Raw genomic sequence first — 24,648 nt, 5'->3', positions numbered from 1 at the left:
ATGTCTCGATTGCTTGCCAAGTCCCGCGGCCTGCTGCTGCCGCTGTTGCTGATCGCGGGTTGGGAATACCTGTCGCGCCAGGACGCCGCCGGGGCGTATGCGTTTGTGCCGCTGTCGACGATCGGTGCGGCGCTGCTCGAACTGCTGGCCAACGGCGAGTTGCTGGTGAACCTGCTCGCTAGCCTGGCGCGCACCAGCACCGGCCTGGCGCTGGGCATTGTCTTTGGCGTGGTACTGGGGGTGCTGATGGCGCTGTCCGCAGTGGCCAATCGCTTGATCGGGCCGCTGTTCCACTCGATCCGCCAGGTGCCGATGCTTGGCTGGATTCCGCTGATCGCCATGTGGTTCGGCAATGGTGAGTTTTCCAAGGTGCTGATCGTCAGCCTCGCGGCGTTTTACCCGATGGTCCTCAACACCTATCAGGGCTTCAGCCATGTCGAGCAGCGTTATCGTGAAGTCGGCCAAGTGCTGGTACTGAGTCGCTGGCAACGGTTTCGATATGTGCTGCTGCCCGCGGCGCTGCCGAGCATTGCCACCGGCGTGCTGCATGCCCTGGCGTTCGCCTGGGTCACCGCGGTGGGCAGCGAGCTGTTCCTGTCCTCCGGCGCCGGCCTGGGTAACCTGATGATGAACGCCGAGGCCGGCTCACGCATGGAGGTCATCGTCCTCAGCGTGCTGTGCATCGGCCTCTGCGGCTACCTGATGACCCTGCTGTTCTCTCTTTTAAGCCGCCATCTGCTGCGCTGGCGCAACATCCGTTGAAAGGCCGAAAATCATGAATGCAATTGCCCAACACGCTGTGCTGCACAGCCCCTCATTACAGACTGGTGCACTGGAGATTCGCGATCTGAGCAAGGCCTATCGGATCGAGGGCCAGCCTTTGCCGGTGCTGCAGCAGATCAACCTGAGCGTGCGTCCCGGCGAATTCGTCAGCATCGTCGGCGCCAGCGGTTGCGGGAAATCGACGCTGCTGCGCCTGATCGTCGGGCTCGAAGCCGACTATGAAGGCGACATCCTGCTGGACGGCAAACGGGTGGTCGCCACCAGCCTGGAGCGCGGGATCGTGTTCCAGGACCATCGGCTGTTTCCCTGGATGACCCTGAGCAAGAACATTGGCCTGGCGTTGAAAAACCATCCCTTGTCCCAAGCGGAAAAGGATCGGCTGGTGGCCGAGCACATTGCGCTGGTCAACCTGGAAGGGTTTGAAAATGCGTATCCGCACCAGTTATCCGGCGGCATGGCGCAACGGGCGGCAATTGCCCGTGCACTGATCAACAAACCGAAAGTGCTGCTGCTCGACGAACCCCTCGGCGCCCTCGATGCCCTGACCCGGGTGCGCCTGCAACACGAGTTGCAACGCATCTGGGTGCAGCAGCGTTGCACGGTGATCATGGTGACCCACGACATCGAAGAAGCGCTGTACCTGGGCGACCGGGTGATCGTGATGGACGCCCATCCGGGGCGGATCAAGCATGAAATCGTCGTCGACTTGCCGCATCCACGGGATCGGGCGTCAACGGTGTTGCAGGGGTACAAAGAGCAGTTGCTGGAGGAGTTGGTGGGCCATTGAACGCCGCTGATTTTGCATCGACGACCAATACAATTTCCGCAGCAAGCGCTGGCTTGCCAACCACGCAGCCCCCTGTAGGAGCGAGCATGCTCGCGAAAAACCCGAGCGCGCCGCGTGGTGTCTGGCTTCCCGCGTTATCGTTGACGGCGTCACGCCACGAACAAAACCTCTAATAACCAATAAGAATTAATAAATACATAATAAATATTTATGGTTATAAAAATATCCGCGTACTCTCAACCTATCCCGTCATTCATCACGACAGTGAAGTGCCTTATGAACCCGACTGCCAACCTCATTGATTTCGTCGCTTATCGCAAACGCAAACAGGCTCAGCAACGAGCGCGGGCCATGTGGGAAATGTACGCGCGCAACGCCGGTCTCCAGGCCTTTCAATGGGTTCAGGCCGCGCACTCGACCGAGACCCGTCACGCGTGAGCGGCAACGAACCCTCGCGCTTTCTGGCGAGCGCCGATGAACCCGTACTGGATCTGAATCAGCTGGAATCACTGGAAGAAGACCCTATCTGCGAGCGGGTCGCGCAGAATCTGCAGCGCTTGCGCGCCAAGCGTCATCTGTCCCTCGACGCCCTGGCACGGCAATGCGGTGTGAGCCGGGCGATGCTTGCGCAGATCGAATCCGGCCGCAGCGTTCCGTCCATCAAAGTGCTGTGCAAAATTGCCAAAGGCTTGAAGGTCTCGGTGGCCGCGTTTCTTGAACATCGGGCATTTGAAGGTGTGGCGGTGTTATCGGTGAGTCAGAGCAAACGGCTGGTCAGCGGCAACGGCGCCTTTGTCAGCCGCGCGCTGTTCCCGTTCGATGTGGCGCGCCAATCGGAATTTTACGAATTGCGTTTAAGCCCGTTGGGCGAGGACGTTTCCGAGGGTCATGGCCCCGGCGTTCAGGAGAACCTGGTGGTGTCCCAGGGCGTGCTGGAAATCAGCGTCAATGACGAACGCTATCTGCTGTCCACGGGCGATTCGATTCTGTTTTACGCCGACCAGCCCCACCGCTATCGCAACCCGGCGGACAGTGAGGCGGTGGCGTATCTGGTGGTGACGTATCCGGAGCGGCTGGATTGATCCCGTAGGAGCGAGCAGGACGCGCACAGATTTCATTTAACAAAAAGCCCGGCCAATCTGCATTGGCCGGGCTTTTTAATGGCTGTCGCGAAGGATCAGCAGGTGCAGCACATCAGCGGCATGCCGTTGCAGCTCATCATCATCGGCATGCTGCAATCGTTCATCATCTTCATCATCAGGGCGCAGCAGTTTTTCATCATGTCCATGTTCATGCCGGCCATCGGCATGATTTTGCATATCATGCAATCGTCCATCAGGGTGCATTCCATCACGCACTTCATCGACGGCATCGGCATGCCCATCATCGGCATGGGCATCATCATGTTCATCATCGGCATGGCCATGCTCGCCTGGGACATGCACATCATGCTCATGTTGCCGCAATGCATCATCATCGGCATGCCGCAGTTCATCATCATCTGCATCATTTCAGCGCTGTTCTTGAACATGGCCATGTCCATGCCGGCAGCCGGCATCATCTTGCACATCATGCCGTCGTCCATCATGTCGCAGGTCATGGTCGCCATCATCATCGGCATGCCCATCATCGGCATGTTGGTGTTCATCGGCATTTGCATCTGCATGGCGTTCATCATGGTGTTGTTCCCCGAAGGATTGAATAGTTGGACGAAGCTGATGGAGGCGATTCTAAGGATTGGGGGATGGGCGGCAAGACGGGGGTAGAACAGCAGAAACGGATGTTGCAGCCGTGGGAGTGTGGTGCCTGGCACGGTGCTCGCTGTCATAACGATCAAGCAACCGTTATCACGAACAGGTGCACTGCCCGAGTGTGTTTTTGTGGGCTATGGATATGCGCTGCGTGTCTATGCAAATAACCCAAAGAAATAATCGATCTAAACCGTGTTGATTTTTTTGCGCGGGTTCGGCGGCGTACAACCCGAGAGCGCCGCGGGGTGTCTGGCTTCCCGCGTCATCGTTGACGACCATCGCGAGCGTGCTCGCTCCTACAGAGTTCTGCGTCGTGTGCGAAATCCTGTAGGAGCGAGCTTGCTCGCGAAAAACCCAAGTGCGCCGCGGGGTGTCTGGTTTTCAGCGTTATCGTTCACGGCCATCGCCAGCAAGCTGGCTCCTACAGGGCGTGCGGGTTTCAGAAACGTGGTTTGACGGCTTTCCAGTCCGGCTTGTAGCGCTGCATCTGTTTCACATCATCGCGCTGGCGGATGCCGCAGGTCAGGTATTGGTCGTGCAGCTTGCCCAACTGATCGTGATCCAGCTCCAGGCCCAGCCCCGCTGCGCGGGTGATTTTCACGCAGCCGTCAACGATCGGCAGCTTGCCACCCTTGATCACTTCTTCATCCGGTTCCTGCCACGGGTAATGGGTGTCGCAGGCGTAATCCAGATTGGGCACCGCGGCGGCCACGTGCGCCATCGCCATCAGGCTGATGCCCAGGTGCGAGTTGGAATGCATCGACACGCCAAGACCAAAGGTGTCGCACATTTTCGCCAGTGCCTGGGTATCGCGCAGGCCGCCCCAGTAATGGTGATCGGCGAGGACGATCTGCACGCTGTTCAACGCCACGCTGCGACGGAACTCGTCAAAATCGGTGACCACCATATTGGTCGCGAGCGGCAGCCCGGTGCGTTTGTGCAGCGCGGCCATCCCTTCAAGACCCGGGGTCGGATCTTCGTAATACTGCAAGTCATCGCCAAGCAATTCGGCCATGCGAATCGAGGTTTCCAGGGACCAGTTGCCGTTCGGGTCGATGCGCAGCGGATACCCCGGAAAGGCTTTTTTCAGCGCCTTGATGCACGACACTTCGTGCTCCGGCGGCAGCGTACCGGCCTTGAGCTTGATGCTCTTGAACCCGTACGCCTCGATCATCCGCCGCGCCTGGGCGACGATCTGCTCTTCGTTCAGCGCCTCGCCCCAATTGTCCGGCTTGTACGGCGAATCGACGTGCTGGGCGTACTTGAAAAACAGGTAGGCACTGAACGGAATCTCGTCACGAATCGCCCCGCCCAGCAGGTCCACCAACGGCACATTCAAGGAGTGCGCCTGCAAATCGAGGAACGCCACTTCGAACGCCGAATACGCGTTGCTCACCGCTTTGCTCGCATGAGAACCCGGCGCCAGTTCAGCCCCGGCCAGACTCACCGGTTTGTTCGCGGCCACGGTGGCTTGCACGATGCGGCGTAGTTCATTGAGGTTGAACGGATCGAGGCCAATCAGTTGCGCTTGCAGCTGCTGCTGGATCGCCAACGCCGGTGCATCACCGTAACTTTCACCCAGACCGATATAGCCCGTGTCGCTTTCGATTTCGATGATCGAACGCAGCGCGAACGGCTCGTGGATCCCGCTGGCATTGAGCAGCGGCGGATCACGGAAAGCGATGGGGGTGACGGTGACTCGTTTGATTTTCAAGAGGCAGCTCCCTTTGGATCAGGTTTCAAAGCGGGGTGACTTAAAGCGTTTGGCGGCGACTTGGTGGCGGCAGGTTTAGTGCTCAACACCCGGCGCGCATCGCCCCGCGGTGCGGTACGGGCAAAGAAGATCACCACGGCCGCCACCAGCGAAGTGGCCGCCAGGCCGTAGAGGCCGCCTTCGATGGAGCCGGTTTCCTGCTCGAGGAAACCAAACGCTGTCGGCGCGACAAACCCACCGAGGTTGCCGATGGAGTTGATCAAGGCGATCACCGCAGCAGCGATGCGTGCGTCCAGATAACCTTGGGGAATCGGCCAGAACAGCGCCGAGGCCGCCTTGAAACCGATCGCGGCAAAACAGATGGCGACGAAGGCGAAGATCGGCCCGCCGATGGTGGACATGAACATGCCGAACGCGGCAATCACCAGGGTCAGCGCGACCCAGGCCTGCTGGTGTTTCCATTTGCTGGCCATCGCGGCGAAGCCATACATCGCGACGATGGAAATGATCCACGGAATCGAGTTGAACAGGCCGACCTGGAAGTCGCCGAGGTTGCCCATTTTCTTGATCATGCTCGGCAACCAGAACGTGGCGCCGTAGATGGTCAGGGCAATCGAGAAATAGATGAAGCAGAACAGCGCGATCTGCCGGTCCGCCAGCAGTTTGAACATCGACGGCTTGACCGTCTGCGTGGCTTCACGGGCCTGCTGTTCCTGGGCGATGGCGCCGATCAGTGCGTCCTTTTCTTCAGCGCTCAGCCAGTTCGCCTGGCGCGGATGAGACTGCAACCAGAACCAGACAAACCCGCAGAGCACGATCGAGGCGAAGCCTTCGATCAAGAACATCCACTGCCAGCCGTGCAGGCTGAAACCGCTGACGTTGAGCAACGCACCGGACACCGGCCCGGAGATCACCGAGGCAATCGCCGAGCCACTGAGGAAGATCGCCATGGCCTTGCCACGTTCGGTCGACGGCAGCCATTGGGTGAAGTAATAAATGATCCCCGGGAAGAACCCGGCCTCGGCCGCACCGAGAATAAAGCGCAGCACATAGAAGCTGGTTTCGCCGCGCACGAACGCCATGGCCATCGCCGCGGCGCCCCAGGTGAACATGATGCGCGTCAGCCAGGCACGGGCGCCGTAGCGTTGCAGCAGCATGTTGGACGGGACTTCGAAAATCGCGTAGCCGACGAAAAACAGCCCGGCACCCAGGCCATAAGCGGCGGCACCGATGCCCAGATCGGTCTCCATGTGGCTGCGCACGAAACCGATGTTGACCCGGTCGATGTAGTTGACGATGAACATCACCACGAACAGCGGCAGCACATGGCGCTTCACCTTGGCCGCTGCGCGGGCGAGCACAGTCGGGTCCGGCGGACTCTGGAGGGTATTCAAGGGGCAACTCCCGTTCATTGTTTTTTTAGGGGACGGGTCGATCATGGACGCAGGCATTGATCCCGTCTAATCTAACTTGGCATTCGATTGATACCTGGATTAGATCAATGTTCGAACTCACGCAACTGCGCTGCTTCACCACCGTGGCAACCGAACTCAACTTCCGCCGCGCTGCCGAGCGGTTGAACATGACCCAGCCGCCGCTCAGCCGACAGATTCAACTGCTGGAGCATCACTTGGGCGTCGAACTGTTCACCCGCACCACTCGCAGCGTTGCGTTGACCGCGGCCGGCCGCGCGTTCTTCATCGAAGCGCAGAATCTTCTGGAGCGCGCGCAACAAGCGGCGGTCACCGCCCGCCGCTTCGCCGAAGGAGATATCGGTTCGGTCAACATCAGTTTCGTCGGCAGCGCGGTGTACGAGTTTCTGCCGAAGGTCATCGCCGAAGCGCGGCTCAAACAGCCCCACGTGAAAATCGACCTGTCCGAGATGAACACCTACCAGCAGCACGAAGCGTTACGCGCCCGAAGAATTGACCTGGGCATTGTCCGCGCGCCGCTGCTTGAACCGGGCTACGCCACCGAATGTCTGGTGCGCGAGCCGTTCGTGCTGGCCGTACCCAGCCATCATCGCCTGGCCAGCGCTGAAACTGTGTCGGTCAACGACCTCGATGCGCAACCCTTTCTGATGTACTCCCACGCGGCCTACCCACCGTTCAACGAACTGCTCACCGGTATGCTGCGCTCGGCGCGGGTCGCACCGGAATACGTGCAATGGCTCGGTTCGTCGCTGACGATCCTGGCGCTGGTCAACGCCGGCATGGGCCTGGCGCTGGTGCCGCGTTGCGCCAGCAGTGTGGTGTTCAAGCATGTGGTGTTTCGCGATATCGATCTGGGCGAAGGCGTGCAGAGCGAGCTGCACCTGATCTGGCGGGAGAACAATGACAACCCGGCGTTTGCGATGTTGCTGGAGGGGATTCGGCGCGCCGTACGGGAAGGCTGGGGCCTGTGACCCGGCCCCTGCGGCAGGTCCTACCGTTGCGCCACAGTTCCACGCATATTCGCCTGCAGGAACTTCATCAACTCCGCCGCCGCCGGGGACAGGCTGTGGCCCTTGCGGCACAGGATGCCGATCTGCCGCTCCACTTTCGGCGCTGAAAGCGGCAGGAATACCAATTGATCATTGCCCTGGGGAAACGCCAGCGAGGGCAGTGTCGTGATGCCGATGCCCTGTTCGAGCATCGCGATCAGCGAAATCATGTTGGAGACAAACAGCAGACTGCTCTCCAGCAAACCCTGCGCGTCGGTGCCCTCCAGCAGGCGTGACGTGCCATTGCGCACCAGCGGATACGCTTGCAGGCTCGACCAGTGCAAGGCGCCGCCCGCCTCCGCCAGCGGGTGATCATGACGGCAGACCACACCGACCTGGTCGCTGAGGATGGGCAGGAAATCAATGCGCTCGTCGGGCATCCAGACACTGCTGATGGCGAAGTCCACCTGTCCCTGCAGCAACAATTGCTGAACGCTGTCGGCGTTGCCGTCCTGAATGCTGATCTGCAGTTTCGGCTGCTCGCTGACAAATCGCGCGAGCAGGTGCGGCAGCAGTCGGCTGGCCACCGACGGCACCGTGGCGATGCTCACCTGGCCGATTTCATGTCGGGCCAGCAAGCTGACTTCCCGGGCGATCCGGTCGTGGTGCGCCAGCAGGTCCTGGAACAGCGGCAAACAGTGTTCGCCAAACGGCGTCAACTCGGTTTTGCCGCCCTTCTCGAAGAGGGCCTGGCCGAGCTTCTGTTCCAGCTCACGCACCGCCAGCGACAGCGCCGGTTGCGAGCGATAAGCCTGTTTGGCAGCGCCGTGAAAGCTTTTCAGCTGCGCAACCAAGACGAAATAGCGCAATTGGGTGATCTTCAGCTCTGGCAACACGGTAAGTTTTCCTTATCGTTTCATATTTATTATTAATTTTTATTTGCAGATTAATACTCTCAAGATGGGGACCACGCAATCGGAGGTTCCCCATGGCACTGCAACCTTACAAAAACTACATCGCCGGCGACTGGTGCGAAGGCGTGGGCGTTATCGCCAACCACAGCCCTTCGGACGTCGAAGACCTGATCGGCCACTACCACCAGGCCAGCGCCGCGCAAACCGCAGCGGCCATCACCGCCGCCCGCGAGGCCCAGCCACACTGGGCCGCCACTGGCCTGGAGCAGCGCCAGCAGGTGTTGATGGCCATCGGCAACGAGTTGATGGCGCGCAAGGATGAACTCGGCGAATTGCTCTCGCGCGAAGAAGGCAAACCGCTGGCCGAGGGCATTGGCGAGGTCAATCGTTCCGCGCAGTTCTTCCACTACTATGCCGCCGAAGTGCTGCGCCAGATGGGCGAAACCGCCGCATCGGTGCGCCCCGGCATCGAGATCGAAGTGCAGCGTGAACCCGTGGGCGTGGTCGGCATCATCACCCCATGGAATTTCCCGATGGCCACCGCCGCCTGGAAGATCGCCCCGGCCCTGGCCTTCGGCAACGCCGTGGTGTTCAAACCGGCGAATCTGGTGCCCGCCAGCGCCTGGGCGCTCAGTGAAATCATCAGCCGCCAGGCGCTCCCCGCCGGCACTTTCAACCTGGTCATGGGCAGCGGCAGTGTCGTCGGCGAGGGCCTGATTACCTCGGCGGACATCGACGCGCTGACCTTCACCGGCTCCCTGCAAACGGGCCGGCGCGTGGCCGTGGCCACGGCCGGCAACCTGGTGCGCTGCCAACTGGAGATGGGCAGCAAGAATGCGCTGGTGGTGCTGGACGACGCCGATCTGGAGATCGCCGTCGAGTGCGCATTGAACGGCGCCTTCTTCGGCACGGGGCAAAAATGCACCGCCTCTTCGCGCCTGATCGTCTGTGACGGCATCCACGACCGTTTTGTCGCCGCCCTGATTGCGCGCATGCGTCAGCTGAAAGTCGGCCACGCCCTCGAACAAGGCGTGCACATCGGCCCGGTGGCGGAAGCCCGGCAACTGGAGCAGAACCTGAACTACCTGCGCCTGGCCGAAGAGGAAGGCGCCACGCTGATCGAAGGCGGCGACCTGCTGGCCCTCGAGCCCGCCGGCCACTACATGCGCCCGGCGTTATTCATCGACTCCCATAACGGCATGCGCATCAACCGCGAAGAAGTCTTCGGGCCGATTGCCTGCGTGATCCGGGTGAACGACTACGAACAGGCCCTCGCGGTGCTGAACGACACCGAGTACGGCCTCACCGCCGGGATCATCACCCAGTCGTTGCGTTATGCCAGCGACTTCAAGCGTCGCGCCCGCACCGGTTGCGTCATGGTCAACCTGCCCACCGCCGGCACCGATTACCACGTGCCGTTTGGCGGACGAAAGAACTCGAGTTTCGGCCCGCGCGAGCAAGGGCAATACGCCCGCGATTTCTACACCGTGGTCAAGACCACCTACGTGCGCCCTTGAAGCGGAGATCACCATGCACGACTTATTGATGATCGATGGCCTGCAATATTCTCACTGGAACGAAGAGATCTTCCGGCAGATGCAGGCCGGAGGCCTGAGCGCGGTCCACGCGACCATTGCGTATCACGAAAACGCCCGGGAAACCCTGTCGCGCATCGGCGAATGGAACCGTCGTTTCGAGACCTGGCCCGAGCTGATTCGTCCGGTGCGTGAGGCGACGGATATTCGCCTGGCCCACCAGGAAGGCCGGGTGGGAATATTCTTCGGCTTCCAGAACTGCTCGCCGATCGAGGACGACATCAGCCTGGTGGAGGTCTTCCGCCAGCTGGGCGTGCTGATCATGCAGCTCACCTACAACAACCAGAGCCTGTTGGCCAGCGGCTGCTACGAAGCCGAAGACAACGGCATCAGCCGTTTCGGCCGCCAGGTGATCCGTGAAATGAATCGCGTGGGCATGTTGATCGACATGTCCCACAGCGCCGAGCGCAGCACCCTGGAAGCCATTGAGCTATCGAGTCGGCCGGTGATCGTCTCCCACGCCAACCCGTCGAGCTTCCATGCGGCCAAGCGCAACAAATCCGATGCGGTCCTGCGCGGTATCGCCGAGTCGGGCGGCCTGCTCGGTTTCAGCACCTACCCCTTCCACCTCAAGGGCGCGTCGGGCTGCACCCTCGAGACCTTCTGCGACATGGTCGCCACCACGGCAGACCTGATGGGCGTCGAGCACATCGGCATCGGCACCGACCTGTGCCAGCAGCAACCCCTGGCGGTCCTCGAGTGGATGCGCAATGGCCGCTGGAGCAAGGACAAGGACTATGGCGAAGGTTCGGCGGACAACGCCAGCTGGCCCTCGCCGTTGCAATGGTTCCGCGACAGCCGGGATTTCCCGGCCATCGCCCAGGGCCTGCGCGCCCGCGGTTTCGGAGAGATCGAGGTGCGCAACATCATGGGACTCAACTGGCTGCGCCTGCTGGAAAACGCCACCACCCCACAAACCTGACGCCTGATAAACACCGTGAGGACAGCATGAAAAACAAAAACAACAGCTTCCCGTTCATCTCCCCAACCGGCGACGGACAGCGTCAAGCGCGTATTTTGGAGGCATCATGAAAACTTCCAGCACCCTGCAAGTCGATGGCCAGCCACTGAGCCTTGCGCCAGCGAAAAAAGACATCGACTGGCCGCTGTTCCTGATCAGTGGCGGCTTCCTTGCCGCCTTCCTGATCGCGTCGCTGGTCAACATTGATGGCGTCTCGACACTGGTGAACACGTTGTTCGCCTGGTCGACGAAATTCTTCGGCTTGTACTGGCAGATACTGATGCTGCTGACCTTCGCCGTGAGCCTGTTCATCTGCTTCAGCAGATGCGGGCGGGTGCGGCTTGGCGGCATCGACCAGCGACCTGACACCAGCACCTTCAACTGGATCGCCGTGATCATGTGCGCCCTGCTCGCCGGTGGCGGCGCCTTCTGGGCCGCGGCCGAACCACTGATGCACTTCGCCAGCCCGCCGCCGCTGTTCGCCGGCGTACAGCCGCACACCGAAGCGGCTGCGCATGTCGCGCTTGCCCAGTCCTTCGTGCATTGGGGCTTTCTCGCCTGGGCGGTGCTGGGCAGCCTGCTGTCGATCGTGTTGATGCACTTGCATTACGACAAAGGCCTGCCGCTGGCTCCGCGGACATTGCTGTATCCACTGCTCGGCGAGCGCGCACTCAAGGGACCGATCGGTACGCTGGCGGACGCTACCTCGATCATCGCGGTCGTCGCCGGCACGATCGGACCAATCGGTTTCCTCGGCCTGCAAATCAGCAGCGCGTTGCATTCGGTCTGGGGCATCCCCAACGATTTGATGGTTCAGTCGATCACCATCGTGCTGGTCACCGTGCTGTACACGACGTCCTGCCTGGTAGGCCTCAAGGGCATCCGCTTCGTCAGTGAAATCAATGTCTGGCTGATGATCGGCCTGGCGGTCTTCATGGTGGCGTTCGGGCCGACGATGTTCATCCTCGGTGGTTTCCCGACCGCGTTCGCCTTGCACCTGGAACAGTTCATTCCGATGACGCTGTTTCGCGCCGACCCGAAATGGCTCGACTGGTGGACGGTGTTCTACTGGGGCTGGTTCATCGGTTATGCGCCGATGGTCGCGCTCTACGTCGCCAAGATCTCCCGGGGGCGGACAATTCGGGAAGTGATCATGACGCTGTCGATCATTGCTCCCATCGTGACCATGTTCTGGTTCACCGTGGTCGGCGGCACCGGCATCGGCCTGGAACTGCAAACGCCGGGCATCGTCACGGCCAACGGTGCACAACCCGAAGCGCTGTTGTTGGGCGTGACGCAAAACCTGCCGCTGGGGGGCCTGGTCTCCGCGCTGTTCCTGTTCCTGAGCTTCATTTCGGTGGCCACCAATGGCGACGCCATGGCGTTCACCGTGGCGATGGCCATGTCGAGCAACGACAAACCGAAAAAATGGCTGCGGGCATTCTGGGCCATCGGCATGGGCCTGGCCGCGGTGGTGCTGATCACCATCGGTTCAGGCGGTGTCACCGCGCTGCAATCGTTTATCGTAATCACCGCAGTGCCGGTTTCGCTGTTGATCCTGCCGTCGCTCTGGGATGCGCTGCGTATCGCCCGGCACATGGCGCGCGAACAGGCTGTCTGATGATGAATAGTTCAGGAATCGCAATGATGTTTCCCACCCACTCCGACGCCGTGTCACAACCGACCCTGCGCCCCGCGGCGCAGGTCATGGACCTGGACCGGCTGGGCAGCCATTTTCAAAGTCGCTTGAGTTTCGTGCGCAGCAGCATGCGGCGCATGATGAATGAGCAATGGCGCATCCAGCGTACCCGCTTCGACCTGGACGCTGAGGGCTATGGCACGGCTATCTACCGGATCGACACGCCTGGAGCCCACTATCACTGCGTGATTTTCTCGATGTACCTGCCGCCGGAAAAGCGCAGCGACCGGGTAATCGCCGATCAGTGGGACGTCAGCTTCGTGCTGCTGGCCGGGGATGTCGACGAGCAGCAACTGGCGGATCTGCGGCGCAACGTGCCCCTGCAGGAAGCCGGGCGCTTTGACGCGCGGGTGCTGGTGCTGTCGCGGGCCAACCGCAGCCTGCGCAATTTCGAGCGTTTCGTCGAGGCGCTGGCCGAAGGCTGTCAGCCGGACCCTCGGCAACTTGCCGCGGTCGGCTACCTGTATCGCACCACCGCCGTGTATGGCAACGGCAAGTTCGGCATCGCCGATTTCAGCTGCCTGCAAGAACGTGAGGATTTTACTCAACCCTTCAGCGCGCAGATGTTCACCGTGTATTTGCTCAGGCATTTCAGCATCGAGCAAATCGAACACATGGCGCGGGCGCGCAATCCACAACGGGCGGTCGGGCTGGACACCGCCCTGCAACGTTACCTAGGGGTCGGCAACTCCACGGGGCTGGGCATGGCGCCCTTCCTGATCAACCATCCGCAACTGGTCGATCAATGGGTCTGGGCCAGGGAAACCGCGCTGATGCGGGTAATGGCGCAGCCTGCGCAGCTGCCTGAAGTACAGCGGTTGCATTCATTGCTGGCGCGGGCGCGTCAGCATCTGCAGGAAACCATCACCGAAGATCAACGCCAAAGCGCGATCGATCAGCAGACCCTTATCGACCTGGAGCAACTGACGGAATGGTTCGAGCTTCAACCGGCAAGCTCCGACCTGTGGCCAGCCCTGCAAGCCTGGACACAGTCGCATTGCGGCATCGGCTGCCAGGAACTGCTGGTGAGCCTGTTGCTGGAGCTGTACCCCGAGCAAGTCGATCCGCTGGCGGAGCAAATGTCGGCCAAAGAGGGTTTTCGACTCAATGCCGACATGCCGCTGAATGAGCTGTGCGAGCTGATGGAGACGCACTATCGCTGGGCACTCGACTACGACCTGGGCACAGCCGATGCGAACCACTTCTTCTGGTATCGCTCGGCTGAAAAGGAAGAGCCGCGCCTGGGCGAGCGCGCCATGGAACCGGGTGCCGAGAAGGAAATGCAGTTGGGCCTTGCGCACAATATCCAGCGTTGCCACCGCGCCCTGCTGGCTTACCGCGAACAGCATCCGCAGCAATTGACCGCGCATTTCTTGCTGGCGCAACCGCAGTTCAAGGGCACGGTCTGTCGCTTGCAGGGCATGGCCCGCTGCACCTACGGGGAAATCCGCGCCAACCTGATGGACCGCCGCATGCTGCCGATCCACTTGCTGCGCTGCAAACTGGCGTTCTTCGGCGCCGGCAAGTTCGACCCCAAGTCCAGCCGCTGGGTGCGCATCACCCTGTTCCAGGGCGCGCCGTTGATCCGCGAAATCGGTCAGCCCTTTGACGATGACTGGAATTTCGCGGTCATGCCATCGCTGGCCGCTGTCGCTGGAGAAGTCTGATGCGTGTCTCGCTCAATGAAATTCAGGTGGTCTGCCGCAAAGCCTTCGAAGGCATCGGCTTTGCTCCCGGTGATTGCGACGATGCCGCCGAAATGATTGCCTGGCTGCAACTGCAAGGCCTCGACGGCATCGGCGCGCTGAAAAATGCCCTGGCCTTTCTCCACGATGAAGTCGATCGGCCCTTCGCTACCTGCTACGAAGACGCCGGGCAACTGACCCTCGATGCACACGGCCAAAGCGTCTTGCGTTGCGCTGCTCAAGCCATTGAGCTAGGGGTGAGCAAGGCGCTGCGTGGCGGCAGCGCGCTGATCCGTATCCGCCACTGTCACAACCGTCTTCTGTTGCTCGGCTACCTGGCACGCTGCGCCGACCAGGGCCTGAACTTTTGCGTTTATTGGCGCGATGCTCGCCAGGAACGGGTGGCCACCCTCAGTGCCGGTCAGCTCATTCCATCGTTGCGGGTGCAGGCGTTGCCGCAACCCGCCGACAGCGACGAGCAAAGCATCAATGTCCTGATCTCCCGTCACTTCACCTTGCTCCCGCGGCTCAGTGCCGAGGGTATCGATCCGGAAATCACCCGGCCTTCGCCCGCCCGCCGGCTCGCCGATGGCCTGGAGGTCGACGATGAAGTCTGGTCGATGTTGAAGAAACTGGGTGAACAGGTGCTGGTGGAAAGCACCGAGGAATCCCGCCGCCGCGGCGCCGGCGAAAGCAGCGATGCCCGCTGAATACCTTCAAACCCGCTTCAGGATGCTATCGATGAAATACGCCATCAAGACCGACCTCTTCGCCTCGCGCGCGCCCCTGGAGTGGGCCGTGGTCGGCAACGGCACGCTGTACACCGCGCAAATCCCCATCGACCGTGAGGGCCAGGTGGTCGCCGGTGGTATTGAACCGCAGACCCGGCAAACGCTGGACAACCTGCGCCATACCCTGGAGGCGGCCGGCAGTTCTCTTGACGCCGTCACCCAGGTGATGATCTACGTCACCGACCGCAGCTACCTGGCCACCGTGAACGCGCTCTACACCGAGTACTTCCAGGCGCCCTACCCTAACCGCGCCGCGCTGGTCGTCGCCGGTCTGGCCAGGGAGGACATGCTGGTGGAACTGGTGGTCTACGCCTGCATGGATTGAGCAGGACGGCGCCTCATTGCGGGCGCCGCACCACCCTCACCTTCCCGCTGCCACCACCGCCGCAGAAAAACCGCTCGGCGCCGTCGGACTCGAGCCCCGACACGCCGACACCGGCGGGCATCCTGATGCTGTGCAGCACTTCCCCGGTTTTCGCATCGACCCGGCGCAGTTCGCTCTCGTCGCCTTCCCAGGTGCCATGCCACAGCTGACCCTCGACCCAGGTCACCCCGGTGACGAAGCGGTTGGATTCGATCGTGCGCAGAATCGCGCCGGTCTCGGGGTCGATCTGATGGATTTTCCGCTCGCGATAGCGGCCGACCCACAAGGTGCCTTCGGCCCACGTCAGCCCGGAATCGTTGCCGCCGCCCGGTGCCGGGATGGTGTTGAGGACCTTGCCGCTCTGCGGGTCGATTTTCTGGATACGGTCGGCGGCGATCTGGAACAGATACTGGCCATCGAACGCCGTGCCCGCATCGGCGGTGACGTCGATCGAGCGCACGGTCTTGCCGCTTTGCGGGTCGAGGGCGATGAGTTTCTCGCCGCTGGCAAACCAGACCTGCTGACCGTCCCAGGTCACGCCATGCACGGCGTCGACCCCGGTAAACGGGCCATATTCACGTAGGATTTCTGCGCTTGACGGTTTCATCTCGGTTGCCTCTTCTGGGGTTCGTGACGTTCATCCTAATCACTCGGCAGCGGTGCCGGGAGTAACAAGGTCGTCGCGAAACCGGGCACTGGCGGGGTCATCCAGCGCCGTGCCCGTCCATGCCCGAATGACTGCACCTTGCCCCCTGCCGCCAGTGCGTCGAGGGCCCGTTGCACGGTGCGTTGACTGCTGCCGACCGCCAGCGCCAAGGCTGAGCTCGACCACGATTCACCGTCGACGAGAAAGGCGAACAGCGCCGCGTACTGCTCTTCGACAGGAGGCGCCAACACCACAACGTCGGATGAGACCAGGGCCACCAGGGCAAACCCGTGTGGGGTGGCGATGATCCCGGCCAAAGGCTTCAGCGCTTTGCGCAGCCGTCCGATTTCGACGCGCAAGCGGGCTCGATGGGACTCGTCGGAAAGCTTCAGGCGAAACGCCCGGCGGATCAGCAATTCCCTCGATACATCGCCCGGCCAGGCTTCAGCCAGCGCCCGGGCCAGCCCGAACAACACCGGGCGCGTGGCGAGGGACACCGACATGCCAGCGGCACGGACGCCGTAGCGGCAGGCGTCGACCACCAGCGAGGTTGAGCCGAGCACGGCTTCGACCTCCTGCAGCAGTAACGGCCGCTCTTCGCCGTGGGCGATCAGGCGCGCGGCCGGGGTATTGAGGACGAGCAAGGCGTGTTCGACTTCTGCGGTGAGCGCAGGGATACCGGCCTCGTGGGCAAAATGCCCGGCCCGTATCAGTGCCTGTCGGGCCGCTTGCGATTGCAGTCGGCGGATGGCAATCCCCGCCACCACCAGTTCGTGGGCAGCGCGCAGGGCTGGCGGCAACGGCGCAGGGTCCAGCGCGGCCAGCCGTGCGTCGGCCTCGTCGAGCCGACCGATCAGCAGCCATCGGCGGATCTGCAAATACTGTGCGTGAGCAGCGTTGACCCGGTCGCCGTGTGCCTCAAGGGTGAACCGCGCCGCTTCCAGGGCCTTCACCGGCCAGCCGAGTTCGCGCGACGCCAGGGCAATCTCGGCCTCTGCCACCACGCAGCGTGCCCGCGCCAGTGCTTCTTTGGGCCCGAACGCACGTGCCGCACGCTTCACCAGCGCCTTCGCCCGCGGCAGATCGCCGAGCTGCGCCATCGCAATGCCGCGCAAGGCGAGCGCCGGCGCATCGTCACGCAATGCCACCCGGTCCAGCGCGCCCAGCGGATCCCCCGCCGCCAAGGCCCGCGCGGCGGCGGTGATCAACGAATCCATTTGAGTTGCGCCACGCGGGTCACTCCCACCGGTTGATGTGGGAGTCAGTCTAGTTCACGGCCGGGGTGGGTCGGGAAGTTGTGGTGTCCGGGCGGACGCTATCGCGAGCAGGCTTGCTCCTACGGGTTTTGTGTCGTGGGGCGGAATCGCGATCACACCGGACACTGTTGCGACCAGGCCCTCAGGTACACCGAGAATATCAGCCCTCAATTCGGGTCCAGCAACCCACCGCTCCAGTTACGTGACGTCCTGGTGCCGGTGAATTTCGCCACCACCGCGCCCTGGGAAATCAAGCGATCGCGATAACGCGTGACCATCCTCCCCGCCTGTTCCGCGTGCAGCACCACTTCCGACGATGGATCGCCCGGCCGCCCCAGGATGCGGGCGAAGCGCTGGCCTTCTTCGACGAAATCCCCCAGCTCTTTTTCGAAAATCAACACTCCTGGCTGCGGCGAAAGAATGGTTTCCATCTGCTCCATATCCTTCACCTCTACCGGCCAGTCGCCGACTGTCAACGCTTCATCGATCACCCCGCTGTTGCACAGCCAGGCATACAACCCCTCGGCGTCCTGCTCGGCGAAGCGGTCGCTGACGTCGCCCTGCCCGCGCAGCTCCAGGGTCGCGGCCATGTTCCGCGGCGTAACGCCGTCGCGCAGCCAGGGCGCGATGATGGTTTCCTCGAAGGAACCGTCGCCGCCGTCATCCCAGATGATCGCCACGTCCATCTTCATCGCCGCCGCCAGCTCGCGACCGCGTGCCGCGAAGCTGCGATGCACGTAGAGGTACGGCAAGGATTCGTCATCGGTGTGCAGGTCCAGCATCACCTCGGCGCCTGCGGTCAGTTGCACCAGGCTTTTTTGCCATTCCTGGACGTTGGTCGAAGGTCGGGTCATGGCGGTGGACTGGTCGAACCCGCGGTTGAAATTGTGGCCGGTGGCGTCATGAAAGCGCCCGAGAATCCGCCCCTGGCGAAACTGGCCGATGCCCAGCGGATTGGCTTGTGGCACGACAGTCACCTGGCTCTTGAGACGCCCTTCGGACTCGGCGATGTGCAGCCGTTGCATCAACAGGTGCAGCACCAGCATCCCGGCGATTTCATCGGCATGCACCCCCGCCTGCAAATGCACGACCGGCCCGCTGCCATCGCCCTCGAAACGCCAGGCCCCGACCCGCACGGCGTCGCCGTTGTTGTTGCGAACATCGAACGAAATATCCTGCACCATCTGCCTGCCCTCCTCATCTGATCATTAAAAACAGCGGCTGCCAGACTGGATCTTGAACGCACGTTCAACTAAGCTCGCCAACCTGGCACCGCATCCAAGGATTTCGTTGTGACCACCGACCTTCCAAAATACCGCCGTGTCGAACCCGATGAACGCCGTGAATTGCTGGTGGAAGCCACCCTGCGCTGCCTGGCCCGTGACGGCCACGCCGGGATTTCCGTGCGTCGCATCGCCACCGAGGCCGGGGTGTCCGTTGGCCTGCTCAACCACCATTTCGGCAGCATCGACGCATTGATCGCCGACACTTACCAGAAGCTCGCCAGCGAACTGACCACCGCCCTGCACCAGGAAATCCAGCAGTCCGGCACGCCCGCGGAAAAAATGGACACCTTCCTCATCGGCTCGTTTTCGCCGCGGGTCATGGACCCGAAACTGCTCGGCGTCTGGGTGGTGTTCTGGAGCCTGATCCGGCACTCGGACTTCGTCAGCCAGTCCCACGAAAAAAGCTACCGCGCCTACCTCGACCTGCTGCGCACCCTGCTGGACGACCTGGCCGCCAGCGAAGGCTTCGTGATTCACGACACACGCCTGGCCGCCATCGGCCTATCGGCGATGCTCGACGGACTCTGGCTCGAGTGGTGCCTCAACCCCGAGACCTTCAGCCCCGCCAACGGCCTCCACATCAGTCGTTGCTGGGTAAAGGGGCTGCGTCACGGCGCATTCAGCACCGACGACGTCCTGGGCGTCGTGCCGGCCGAAGATCATCGCCAGCGTGCCGCTGATCGCGATCAGGACCGCACCGACGATCAGTGACATGTCCATCAACGTGCCCCAGACCAGGCTCGACAGCAGGAACGCCCAGACCAGACCGGTGTACTCGAACGGCGCCAGCACGGTCGCCGTGGCGCGCTGGAAACTGACGAACAGCAGGAACTGACCGATGCCGCCGACCAGCCCGGCACCGAGCATGCCCAGCCAGGCCGGGGTCGACGCCGGGGTGTAGCTCCAGGGCAACGCCACCATCATGCACACGACGAACACCACGTTGGTGATGAGCATCTGCTCCAGCACCGACGTCTGCTCGTCGACCCGGCGCAACTGGATGTAGGTGAACGCCCAGCACGCCGCCGCCAGCAGCGACAGCACGATGGGCAAGGGTTCGACCATGTTGCTCGGGCGGCAAGCGATGAGCACGCCGACAAAACCGATCACCAGGCTCAACCACTGCCAGGCGCTGGCCCGCTCCTTGAGAAAGATCCCGGCCAGCACCGTGACCATGATCGGTGCCGAAAAATACAGCGTGGTCATTTCCGCCAGGGTCAGGTCCCGGGCGGCCGTGTAGTAGAGCACCCACGCCACGAGCGATAACAAGCCGCGTTCCACCAGCACGCGACGGCTTGGCGAACGCCAGGCGCGCCGGACCATGCGCAAACGCCCCGCCAGCAAACAGACGAGCACCACGAAGAGGCTGCGCCAGAACAGGATGGTGACCACCGAATAGTCGGCCACCAGCCATTTGATGACCGCGTCCTGCAATGCCAGGAACGCGTAGCCCAGGGTGCACAGGCCAATGGCTTGCAACGTGCGGTCACCCCTGCGTGACGCATTCATTACGCCGACCTGCGCACGGGCGTCCCGCGCCGCTCGAAGAAGGCAAACATCGCCTCGATCAGGAAGGTCAGGCACACGTACACGCCGGCCACCAGCAACAGCGGCTCATACACTTGCAGGGTCTGCGCCCTGACCACGTTGGCAGCGCCCAGCAGGTCGATGACCGCGATGGTCGAGGCCAATGCCGTGGACTTGAGCAACATCACGGTCTCGCCGGCCAATGTCGGCAACAGCAGGCGCATGGCGCGAGGCAAACGCACGCGCAGCAGCGACTGGCGCGAGGTCATGCCGAAGGCCGAGGCGGCTTCCATTTCACCTTTCGGCACCGCCAGCAGGCCACCGCGAATCACTTCGCCGACATAGGCGCCCACCGACACCACCAGGGCAAACACGATGTACCAGTAACCATCGCGCAGGTACGGCCAGAGAAAGCTGCCGCGAATCAGCGGAAATTGCGAAAACAGGCTGCCGAGTCCGTAGTAGAAAATGTAGATCTGGATCAGCAACGGTGTGCCGCGAAACACGCTGGTGTAAAACAGACTGGCCTTGGCGATCACCTTGTATTTCGAGATCCGGGCCAGCGCCACCAGGATGGCCAGCAGGAACCCGAACACACTGGACAGCAACAGCAAGGTAATCGTCGTTTGCAAACCCCGGCCCAACAGCGCCGCGTATTCAACTATCCACGCTGGAATCATTTCAATCACTCGACCAAGGGCATCCAGCGACGAATGCGTCGCTCAAGCCGTCCCGACAGGTAGTTGGACACCAGCGTCACCACGTAATACATCGCCGCGGCGGTGAGGTAGAACAACAGATAATGACGTGTCGAACCCGCGCCTTGCTTGGCGGTGTACAACAGTTCGTTGGTGCCGACCACGCTGATCAGCGCACTGTCTTTGATCAGGTTGATCCACAGGTTTGCCATGCCCGCCATGGCGTAGGGCGCCATGATCGGCAGCGTGACGCGCCGGAACAGGCCGAACCCGCTGAGGCCGAACGCCTTCGCCGCTTCGATCTGGCCAAACGGAATCGCCAGGATCGCCGCGCGAAAAATCTCCGAGGCGTAGGCGCCCTGCACCAGGCCCAGCACCACAATCGCCGCCAGCGGGCCGCTGACGTTCACCACGCCGTAACCCATTTCGGTCATCAACGAGTTAATCAACATGGAGCCGACGTAATACAGCAACAGGATCAGCAACAACTCGGGTACGGCACGGAACAGGGTGGTGTAGCCGCGCATCAGCGAGGCGATCGGCCGCGGCCCGTTGAGTTTGAGACAGGCGACGACCAGACCGATCGCCAGCCCGACCACGAAGGCCCCGGCGGAGATCTGCAGGGTCATCCACAGCCCCTTCAACAACGCGCCGCCCCAGCCGGTTTCGGTGAAATTGATCAGATCGAACATTGCAGGCATTTCTCTCTCCAGTTAACGCAACACCGGTTGACGCAATTCCTGCAGGAGGGAGCTTGCTCGCGAAAAACGTTACCGATGACGCGGTTTGTCTGGTTAACCGCGGCGCATTCGAGTTCTTCGCGAGCGAGCTCGCTCCTACAGGGATCTGTGTTCTGCCTTGTCTCAGAACGCCGGTTTCACGCTGGTACCGAAGTACTGTTGGGAGAGATCGTCGTAGTCCTTGCTGGCCAGGAGCGAGGTGATCGCCTTGTCCAGTTTGGCTTTCAGCTCGGCGTCGTCCTTGCGCAGACCGGCGCCCACGCCTTTGCCGAAGATCGGGTCGTAAGGCACTGCGCCGAGGTAGGCCAGGTCTTTCGCGTCGGGGGTCTTGACGAACGCGGCCATGGCGGTGCCGTCCGCCATCATCAGGTCGATCCGCCCGGCAATCAGGTCGGCGTTGGCCGAGTCCTGGGTGTCGTAATACTTAACGTCGGCAATTTTTTCGTAGTAGGTCTTGAGGTAGCTCGCGCTCACCGTCGAGTTCTGCACGCCGATGGTCTTGCCCTTGAGGTCATCCGGGTACTTTTTCACCGACGCGTCTTTCGGCCCGACCACGGCGATCACCGAGTCGTAGTAAGCCTTGCTGAAGGCGATCTGTTTTTCCCGTTCCTCAGTCACCGACATCGACGAGAAAATCACGTCGATCTTTTTCGCCAGCAGCGACGGGATAATGCCGTCCCACGCCACTTCCTTGATCTCGCACTCGGCTTTCATTTCGCTGCACAGCTTGTGGATCAGGTCGACTTCGAACCCTTTCCACTCACCGTTGGCCTGCTTTTCGGTGTACGGCGGATAGGGTTCCGCGGCGACCGCGAACCTGATCGGCTGGGCTTGCGCCGCGCTCATGCCGGCCAGCATTACGCAGGCCACGCCGGTCAACCAGTTTGCCAAACGTCGATTTCCCATGATTTTTTCCCGTCTTTTTATGATGCGTTAGCGAGTCTGATGAGCGTTGACGAACTGCCGGCAACGTTCACTGCGTGGGTGTACGAACACTTCATCCGGCGAACCGGTTTCCTCGATCAGCCCTTGGTGCAGGTAGGCGATTTTGGAAGACACATCGCGGGCAAAGGCCATCTCATGAGTCACCAGAATCATGGTCCGGCCTTCTTCGGCGAGAGAGCGAATCACCCGCAGCACTTCGCCGACCAGTTCCGGGTCGAGTGCCGAGGTGGGTTCATCGAACAGCATGACTTTGGGCCGCATGGCCAGGGCGCGAGCGATCGCCACCCGTTGCTGCTGCCCCCCGGAAAGAAACGCCGGGTACTCGTTGCGCTTGGCCGCGAGGCCCACGCGTTCGAGCAAGGCTTCGGCCCGTTCAGTGGCCTCGGCACGGCTTTCACGCAGGACCTGGGTCGGCGCTTCGATGAGGTTTTCCAGCACCGTACGATGGGGCCAGAGGTTGAAGTTCTGGAACACCATGCCCAGGCTCGATCGTATCCGTACCAGTTGCTTGGCGTCGGACACCAGCGGCGCACCGGGGCGCGAGTGGTTCAGGTGAATGCTTTCGCCGTCCACCAGGATGCGTCCCTGGTCCGGCACTTCGAGCATGTTGATGCAGCGCAGCAAGGTACTTTTGCCCGAGCCGCTGGCGCCGATCAGGGAGATCACATCGCCTTCGCGGGCGGTCAGGGAAACACCCTTGAGCACCTCGATATTGCCGAACTTCTTATGCAGGCGATCGACCTCGATCATGGTCTTGGCCGCGACCGGCTCGGTGGCTGTCGCGCAGCTGCTGACCCGGGCGATCACTGGCCGCGGTGCTTCGCCGTTCAGCACCCGGACAAAATCGCGAATGCGTTGGCAGGCCTGGGCCAGCCGCTCTTCGCCCAGGGTGAACGACAGCCGCACAAACCCTTGTGCCGGCTCACCGAACGCCGCCGCATCCAGCACCGACACCCCCGCCTCGCGCAACAGGCGCCAGGCGAATTCAATCGAGGTCAGCCCGGTTTCGCGCACGTCGATCAGCACGAACATGCCGGCATCGGGATTGAGCACGGAAATCCCCGGGCACCCCGCCAGACCGTTCACCACCAGATCACGACGATGGCGATAGATATCGCGCATGCCGTGGGTGACTTCTTCGTGGGCCAGCACGGCCTTGAGCGCCGCTTCCATGACGAACCCCGGCAGGCCGTAAAGCATGCTCAGCACCAGGTTTTCGGCGTGGGCCACCAGCGCCTGGTCGGCGATGATCCAGCCGGTGCGCCAGCCAGTCATCGCATGGGATTTCGACAGGCTGCCAATCACCACGCAACGCTCGGCCATGCCGGGCAACGACGCCAGGCTGACGTGCTCGCGCTCGAAAGCCAGGCTCTCATAGACCTCGTCCACCACCACCCATAGGTCATGGGCGATGGCGAGGTCGGCGATGCCTTGCAGCTCTTCGCGGGTCAGCACCACGCCGGTGGGGTTGTTCGGGTTGGAGAAGAAAATCGCCCGGGTGCGCGGGGTGATGGCCTTGGCCAACACGGCGGCGTCGAGCCGGAAACCGGCGTCCGCGGAACAAGGCACGCGTACCAGCGTGGCGCCAGAAGCCTTGAGCGTTGCCTCGTAGGTCACGTACATCGGATCGAGGGCAATCACTTCGTCGCCGCTGTTGAGCAGGCACATCGAAGTGGCGAACAGCGCGTTCTGCGCACCGGCGACGATGATCACGTTGGACGCTTGCAGCTCGCGGTCGAACAGCCTGCCGTAGCGCTCGGCAATCGCTTCGCGCAAGGCCTGGCGGCCGGCGATTTCGGTGTAGTGGGTGTCGCCTTCACGCAGGGCATGGATCGCCGCATCGGTGATGAAATCAGGCGTTGGGAAATCCGGATCGCCGACGCTGAGGATGATCACATCCTCGCCCCGGCGCTTGGCTTCGTACGCCGCATTGTGAATATCCCAGGCGGCAACGCCGTCGCCTGCAATCCGCTCAACAAAGGGTGAAAACCGCATGCCAGTGCCTCGTTCGAATGGAAGAAACGCAAGCCCGCAACCAACCGGGGGTGGTGGAGCCAACATAGTCGAAGCTGAACAGTCGTTCA

The 24,648-nt window shown here is 61.9% G+C and carries 23 protein-coding genes and 1 pseudogene; 12 read left to right on the top strand and 12 right to left on the bottom strand.

Translation table 11 applies throughout. The features are described from left to right. From NTD84_RS15415 to NTD84_RS15400, 4 genes are all read left to right on the top strand, one after another. The gene (locus tag NTD84_RS15415; protein WP_262167006.1) at window positions 1–762 is read left to right on the top strand and encodes an ABC transporter permease; all 762 of its coding nucleotides are present in this window, start codon (window positions 1–3) and stop codon (window positions 760–762) included. Between the two features lie 13 nt (window positions 763–775). Then, a complete protein-coding gene (locus NTD84_RS15410; protein WP_262167004.1) occupies window positions 776–1,570 on the top strand; it encodes an ABC transporter ATP-binding protein in 795 nt (264 codons plus the stop codon). 276 nt (window positions 1,571–1,846) lie between these two features. Beyond that, on the top strand, window positions 1,847–2,008 hold the full coding sequence (locus NTD84_RS15405; protein ID WP_262167001.1) for a hypothetical protein: 162 nt from the start codon (window positions 1,847–1,849) through the stop codon (window positions 2,006–2,008). Then, window positions 2,005–2,652, top strand: a complete 648-nt coding sequence (locus NTD84_RS15400) for a helix-turn-helix domain-containing protein (RefSeq protein WP_410017355.1) — start codon at window positions 2,005–2,007, stop codon at window positions 2,650–2,652. The genes NTD84_RS15405 and NTD84_RS15400 overlap by 4 nt, the downstream gene beginning before the upstream one ends. Before the next feature lie 95 nt (window positions 2,653–2,747). Here the strand turns inward: NTD84_RS15400 and NTD84_RS15395 are convergent, their stop codons facing one another. From NTD84_RS15395 to NTD84_RS15385, 3 genes are all read right to left on the bottom strand, one after another. Beyond that, complete coding sequence (locus tag NTD84_RS15395; RefSeq protein WP_262166999.1) at window positions 2,748–3,248, bottom strand: hypothetical protein; 501 nt, start codon at window positions 3,246–3,248, stop codon at window positions 2,748–2,750. 512 nt (window positions 3,249–3,760) lie between these two features. After that, a complete protein-coding gene (locus tag NTD84_RS15390) occupies window positions 3,761–5,035 on the bottom strand; it encodes a glucarate dehydratase family protein (RefSeq protein ID WP_262166997.1) in 1,275 nt (424 codons plus the stop codon). After that, on the bottom strand, window positions 5,032–6,429 hold the full coding sequence (locus tag NTD84_RS15385) for an MFS transporter (RefSeq protein ID WP_262166995.1): 1,398 nt from the start codon (window positions 6,427–6,429) through the stop codon (window positions 5,032–5,034). The genes NTD84_RS15390 and NTD84_RS15385 overlap by 4 nt, the downstream gene beginning before the upstream one ends. Window positions 6,430–6,536: 107 nt before the next feature. Between NTD84_RS15385 and NTD84_RS15380 the strand changes: the two genes are divergently transcribed. Continuing rightward, complete coding sequence (locus NTD84_RS15380; RefSeq protein ID WP_262166993.1) at window positions 6,537–7,439, top strand: LysR substrate-binding domain-containing protein; 903 nt, start codon at window positions 6,537–6,539, stop codon at window positions 7,437–7,439. A gap of 20 nt (window positions 7,440–7,459) precedes the next feature. Here NTD84_RS15380 and NTD84_RS15375 read toward each other — a convergent pair whose 3' ends face one another. Then, the gene (locus NTD84_RS15375) at window positions 7,460–8,353 is read right to left on the bottom strand and encodes a LysR family transcriptional regulator (RefSeq protein WP_262166991.1); all 894 of its coding nucleotides are present in this window, start codon (window positions 8,351–8,353) and stop codon (window positions 7,460–7,462) included. A gap of 92 nt (window positions 8,354–8,445) precedes the next feature. Between NTD84_RS15375 and NTD84_RS15370 the strand changes: the two genes are divergently transcribed. The 6 genes from NTD84_RS15370 to NTD84_RS15345 all read left to right on the top strand — a co-directional run bounded on the left by NTD84_RS15370 (window position 8,446) and on the right by NTD84_RS15345 (window position 15,427). After that, a complete protein-coding gene (locus NTD84_RS15370; RefSeq protein WP_262166989.1) occupies window positions 8,446–9,888 on the top strand; it encodes an aldehyde dehydrogenase family protein in 1,443 nt (480 codons plus the stop codon). A 13-nt stretch (window positions 9,889–9,901) separates the two neighbouring features. Next, window positions 9,902–10,888, top strand: coding sequence for a dipeptidase (locus NTD84_RS15365; RefSeq protein ID WP_262166987.1), 987 nt, complete (start codon window positions 9,902–9,904; stop codon window positions 10,886–10,888). A 106-nt stretch (window positions 10,889–10,994) separates the two neighbouring features. Further along, complete coding sequence (locus NTD84_RS15360; protein WP_262166985.1) at window positions 10,995–12,548, top strand: BCCT family transporter; 1,554 nt, start codon at window positions 10,995–10,997, stop codon at window positions 12,546–12,548. A 26-nt stretch (window positions 12,549–12,574) separates the two neighbouring features. Next, the gene (locus NTD84_RS15355) at window positions 12,575–14,293 is read left to right on the top strand and encodes a hypothetical protein (protein WP_262167237.1); all 1,719 of its coding nucleotides are present in this window, start codon (window positions 12,575–12,577) and stop codon (window positions 14,291–14,293) included. Then, on the top strand, window positions 14,293–15,021 hold the full coding sequence (locus tag NTD84_RS15350; RefSeq protein ID WP_262166983.1) for a DUF3726 domain-containing protein: 729 nt from the start codon (window positions 14,293–14,295) through the stop codon (window positions 15,019–15,021). The genes NTD84_RS15355 and NTD84_RS15350 overlap by 1 nt, the downstream gene beginning before the upstream one ends. A gap of 31 nt (window positions 15,022–15,052) precedes the next feature. Further along, complete coding sequence (locus NTD84_RS15345) at window positions 15,053–15,427, top strand: RidA family protein (RefSeq protein WP_262167235.1); 375 nt, start codon at window positions 15,053–15,055, stop codon at window positions 15,425–15,427. A gap of 13 nt (window positions 15,428–15,440) precedes the next feature. On the opposite strand, the gene NTD84_RS15340 is transcribed toward NTD84_RS15345, so the two are convergent. The 3 genes from NTD84_RS15340 to NTD84_RS15330 form a co-directional block, all read right to left on the bottom strand. Then, complete coding sequence (locus NTD84_RS15340; RefSeq protein ID WP_262166982.1) at window positions 15,441–16,073, bottom strand: PQQ-binding-like beta-propeller repeat protein; 633 nt, start codon at window positions 16,071–16,073, stop codon at window positions 15,441–15,443. Between the two features lie 35 nt (window positions 16,074–16,108). Continuing rightward, window positions 16,109–17,329 carry a helix-turn-helix domain-containing protein gene (locus tag NTD84_RS15335; protein ID WP_262166980.1) on the bottom strand — a complete coding sequence of 407 codons (1,221 nt, stop codon included), beginning with the start codon at window positions 17,327–17,329 and terminating at the stop codon, window positions 16,109–16,111. A 206-nt stretch (window positions 17,330–17,535) separates the two neighbouring features. Further along, window positions 17,536–18,552, bottom strand: a complete 1,017-nt coding sequence (locus NTD84_RS15330; protein WP_262166979.1) for a succinylglutamate desuccinylase/aspartoacylase family protein — start codon at window positions 18,550–18,552, stop codon at window positions 17,536–17,538. A 108-nt stretch (window positions 18,553–18,660) separates the two neighbouring features. On the opposite strand from NTD84_RS15330, the pseudogene NTD84_RS15325 reads away from it, so the two are divergent. Then, window positions 18,661–19,200: pseudogene (locus NTD84_RS15325) on the top strand (TetR/AcrR family transcriptional regulator); the annotation flags it as partial. Here NTD84_RS15325 and NTD84_RS15320 read toward each other — a convergent pair. From NTD84_RS15320 to NTD84_RS29900, 5 genes are all read right to left on the bottom strand, one after another. Next, a complete protein-coding gene (locus NTD84_RS15320) occupies window positions 19,156–20,163 on the bottom strand; it encodes a DMT family transporter (protein ID WP_262166977.1) in 1,008 nt (335 codons plus the stop codon). The pseudogene NTD84_RS15325 and the gene NTD84_RS15320 sit on opposite strands and share 45 nt — an antisense overlap. Beyond that, window positions 20,163–20,861 (bottom strand): ABC transporter permease, encoded by a 699-nt coding sequence (locus NTD84_RS15315; protein WP_262166974.1) that lies wholly within the window; start codon window positions 20,859–20,861, stop codon window positions 20,163–20,165. Before NTD84_RS15315 ends, NTD84_RS15320 begins: the two co-directional genes overlap by 1 nt. Before the next feature lie 5 nt (window positions 20,862–20,866). Continuing rightward, on the bottom strand, window positions 20,867–21,580 hold the full coding sequence (locus NTD84_RS15310) for an ABC transporter permease (RefSeq protein WP_262166972.1): 714 nt from the start codon (window positions 21,578–21,580) through the stop codon (window positions 20,867–20,869). A gap of 162 nt (window positions 21,581–21,742) precedes the next feature. After that, window positions 21,743–22,525, bottom strand: a complete 783-nt coding sequence (locus NTD84_RS15305; protein ID WP_262166970.1) for a transporter substrate-binding domain-containing protein — start codon at window positions 22,523–22,525, stop codon at window positions 21,743–21,745. 27 nt (window positions 22,526–22,552) lie between these two features. Beyond that, a complete protein-coding gene (locus tag NTD84_RS29900) occupies window positions 22,553–24,559 on the bottom strand; it encodes an aminotransferase class I/II-fold pyridoxal phosphate-dependent enzyme (protein WP_315975568.1) in 2,007 nt (668 codons plus the stop codon). Window positions 24,560–24,648 lie beyond the last annotated feature (89 nt).

Source organism: Pseudomonas sp. 14P_8.1_Bac3, assembly GCF_025466085.1.
Taxonomy (GTDB): domain Bacteria; phylum Pseudomonadota; class Gammaproteobacteria; order Pseudomonadales; family Pseudomonadaceae; genus Aquipseudomonas.
This window is presented reverse-complemented; position numbering and strand designations above follow the sequence as displayed.

Excerpts from the sequence above, each read along its gene's own strand:
- NTD84_RS15305 (WP_262166970.1), bottom strand. The coding sequence starts at position 22,525 with ATGGGAAATCGACGTTTGGCAAACTGGTTGACCGGCGTGGCCTGCGTA.
- NTD84_RS15405 (WP_262167001.1), top strand. The coding sequence starts at position 1,847 with ATGAACCCGACTGCCAACCTCATTGATTTCGTCGCTTATCGCAAACGC.
- NTD84_RS15370 (WP_262166989.1), top strand. The coding sequence starts at position 8,446 with ATGGCACTGCAACCTTACAAAAACTACATCGCCGGCGACTGGTGCGAA.
- NTD84_RS15365 (WP_262166987.1), top strand. The coding sequence starts at position 9,902 with ATGCACGACTTATTGATGATCGATGGCCTGCAATATTCTCACTGGAAC.
- NTD84_RS15315 (WP_262166974.1), bottom strand. The coding sequence starts at position 20,861 with ATGATTCCAGCGTGGATAGTTGAATACGCGGCGCTGTTGGGCCGGGGT.
- NTD84_RS15345 (WP_262167235.1), top strand. The coding sequence starts at position 15,053 with ATGAAATACGCCATCAAGACCGACCTCTTCGCCTCGCGCGCGCCCCTG.
- NTD84_RS15415 (WP_262167006.1), top strand. The coding sequence starts at position 1 with ATGTCTCGATTGCTTGCCAAGTCCCGCGGCCTGCTGCTGCCGCTGTTG.
- NTD84_RS15395 (WP_262166999.1), bottom strand. The coding sequence starts at position 3,248 with ATGATGAACGCCATGCAGATGCAAATGCCGATGAACACCAACATGCCG.
- NTD84_RS15360 (WP_262166985.1), top strand. The coding sequence starts at position 10,995 with ATGAAAACTTCCAGCACCCTGCAAGTCGATGGCCAGCCACTGAGCCTT.
- NTD84_RS15310 (WP_262166972.1), bottom strand. The coding sequence starts at position 21,580 with ATGCCTGCAATGTTCGATCTGATCAATTTCACCGAAACCGGCTGGGGC.
- NTD84_RS15410 (WP_262167004.1), top strand. The coding sequence starts at position 776 with ATGAATGCAATTGCCCAACACGCTGTGCTGCACAGCCCCTCATTACAG.
- NTD84_RS15340 (WP_262166982.1), bottom strand. The coding sequence starts at position 16,073 with ATGAAACCGTCAAGCGCAGAAATCCTACGTGAATATGGCCCGTTTACC.
- NTD84_RS15330 (WP_262166979.1), bottom strand. The coding sequence starts at position 18,552 with ATGGTGCAGGATATTTCGTTCGATGTTCGCAACAACAACGGCGACGCC.
- NTD84_RS15320 (WP_262166977.1), bottom strand. The coding sequence starts at position 20,163 with ATGAATGCGTCACGCAGGGGTGACCGCACGTTGCAAGCCATTGGCCTG.
- NTD84_RS15355 (WP_262167237.1), top strand. The coding sequence starts at position 12,575 with ATGTTTCCCACCCACTCCGACGCCGTGTCACAACCGACCCTGCGCCCC.
- NTD84_RS15335 (WP_262166980.1), bottom strand. The coding sequence starts at position 17,329 with ATGGATTCGTTGATCACCGCCGCCGCGCGGGCCTTGGCGGCGGGGGAT.
- NTD84_RS29900 (WP_315975568.1), bottom strand. The coding sequence starts at position 24,559 with ATGCGGTTTTCACCCTTTGTTGAGCGGATTGCAGGCGACGGCGTTGCC.
- NTD84_RS15380 (WP_262166993.1), top strand. The coding sequence starts at position 6,537 with ATGTTCGAACTCACGCAACTGCGCTGCTTCACCACCGTGGCAACCGAA.
- NTD84_RS15350 (WP_262166983.1), top strand. The coding sequence starts at position 14,293 with ATGCGTGTCTCGCTCAATGAAATTCAGGTGGTCTGCCGCAAAGCCTTC.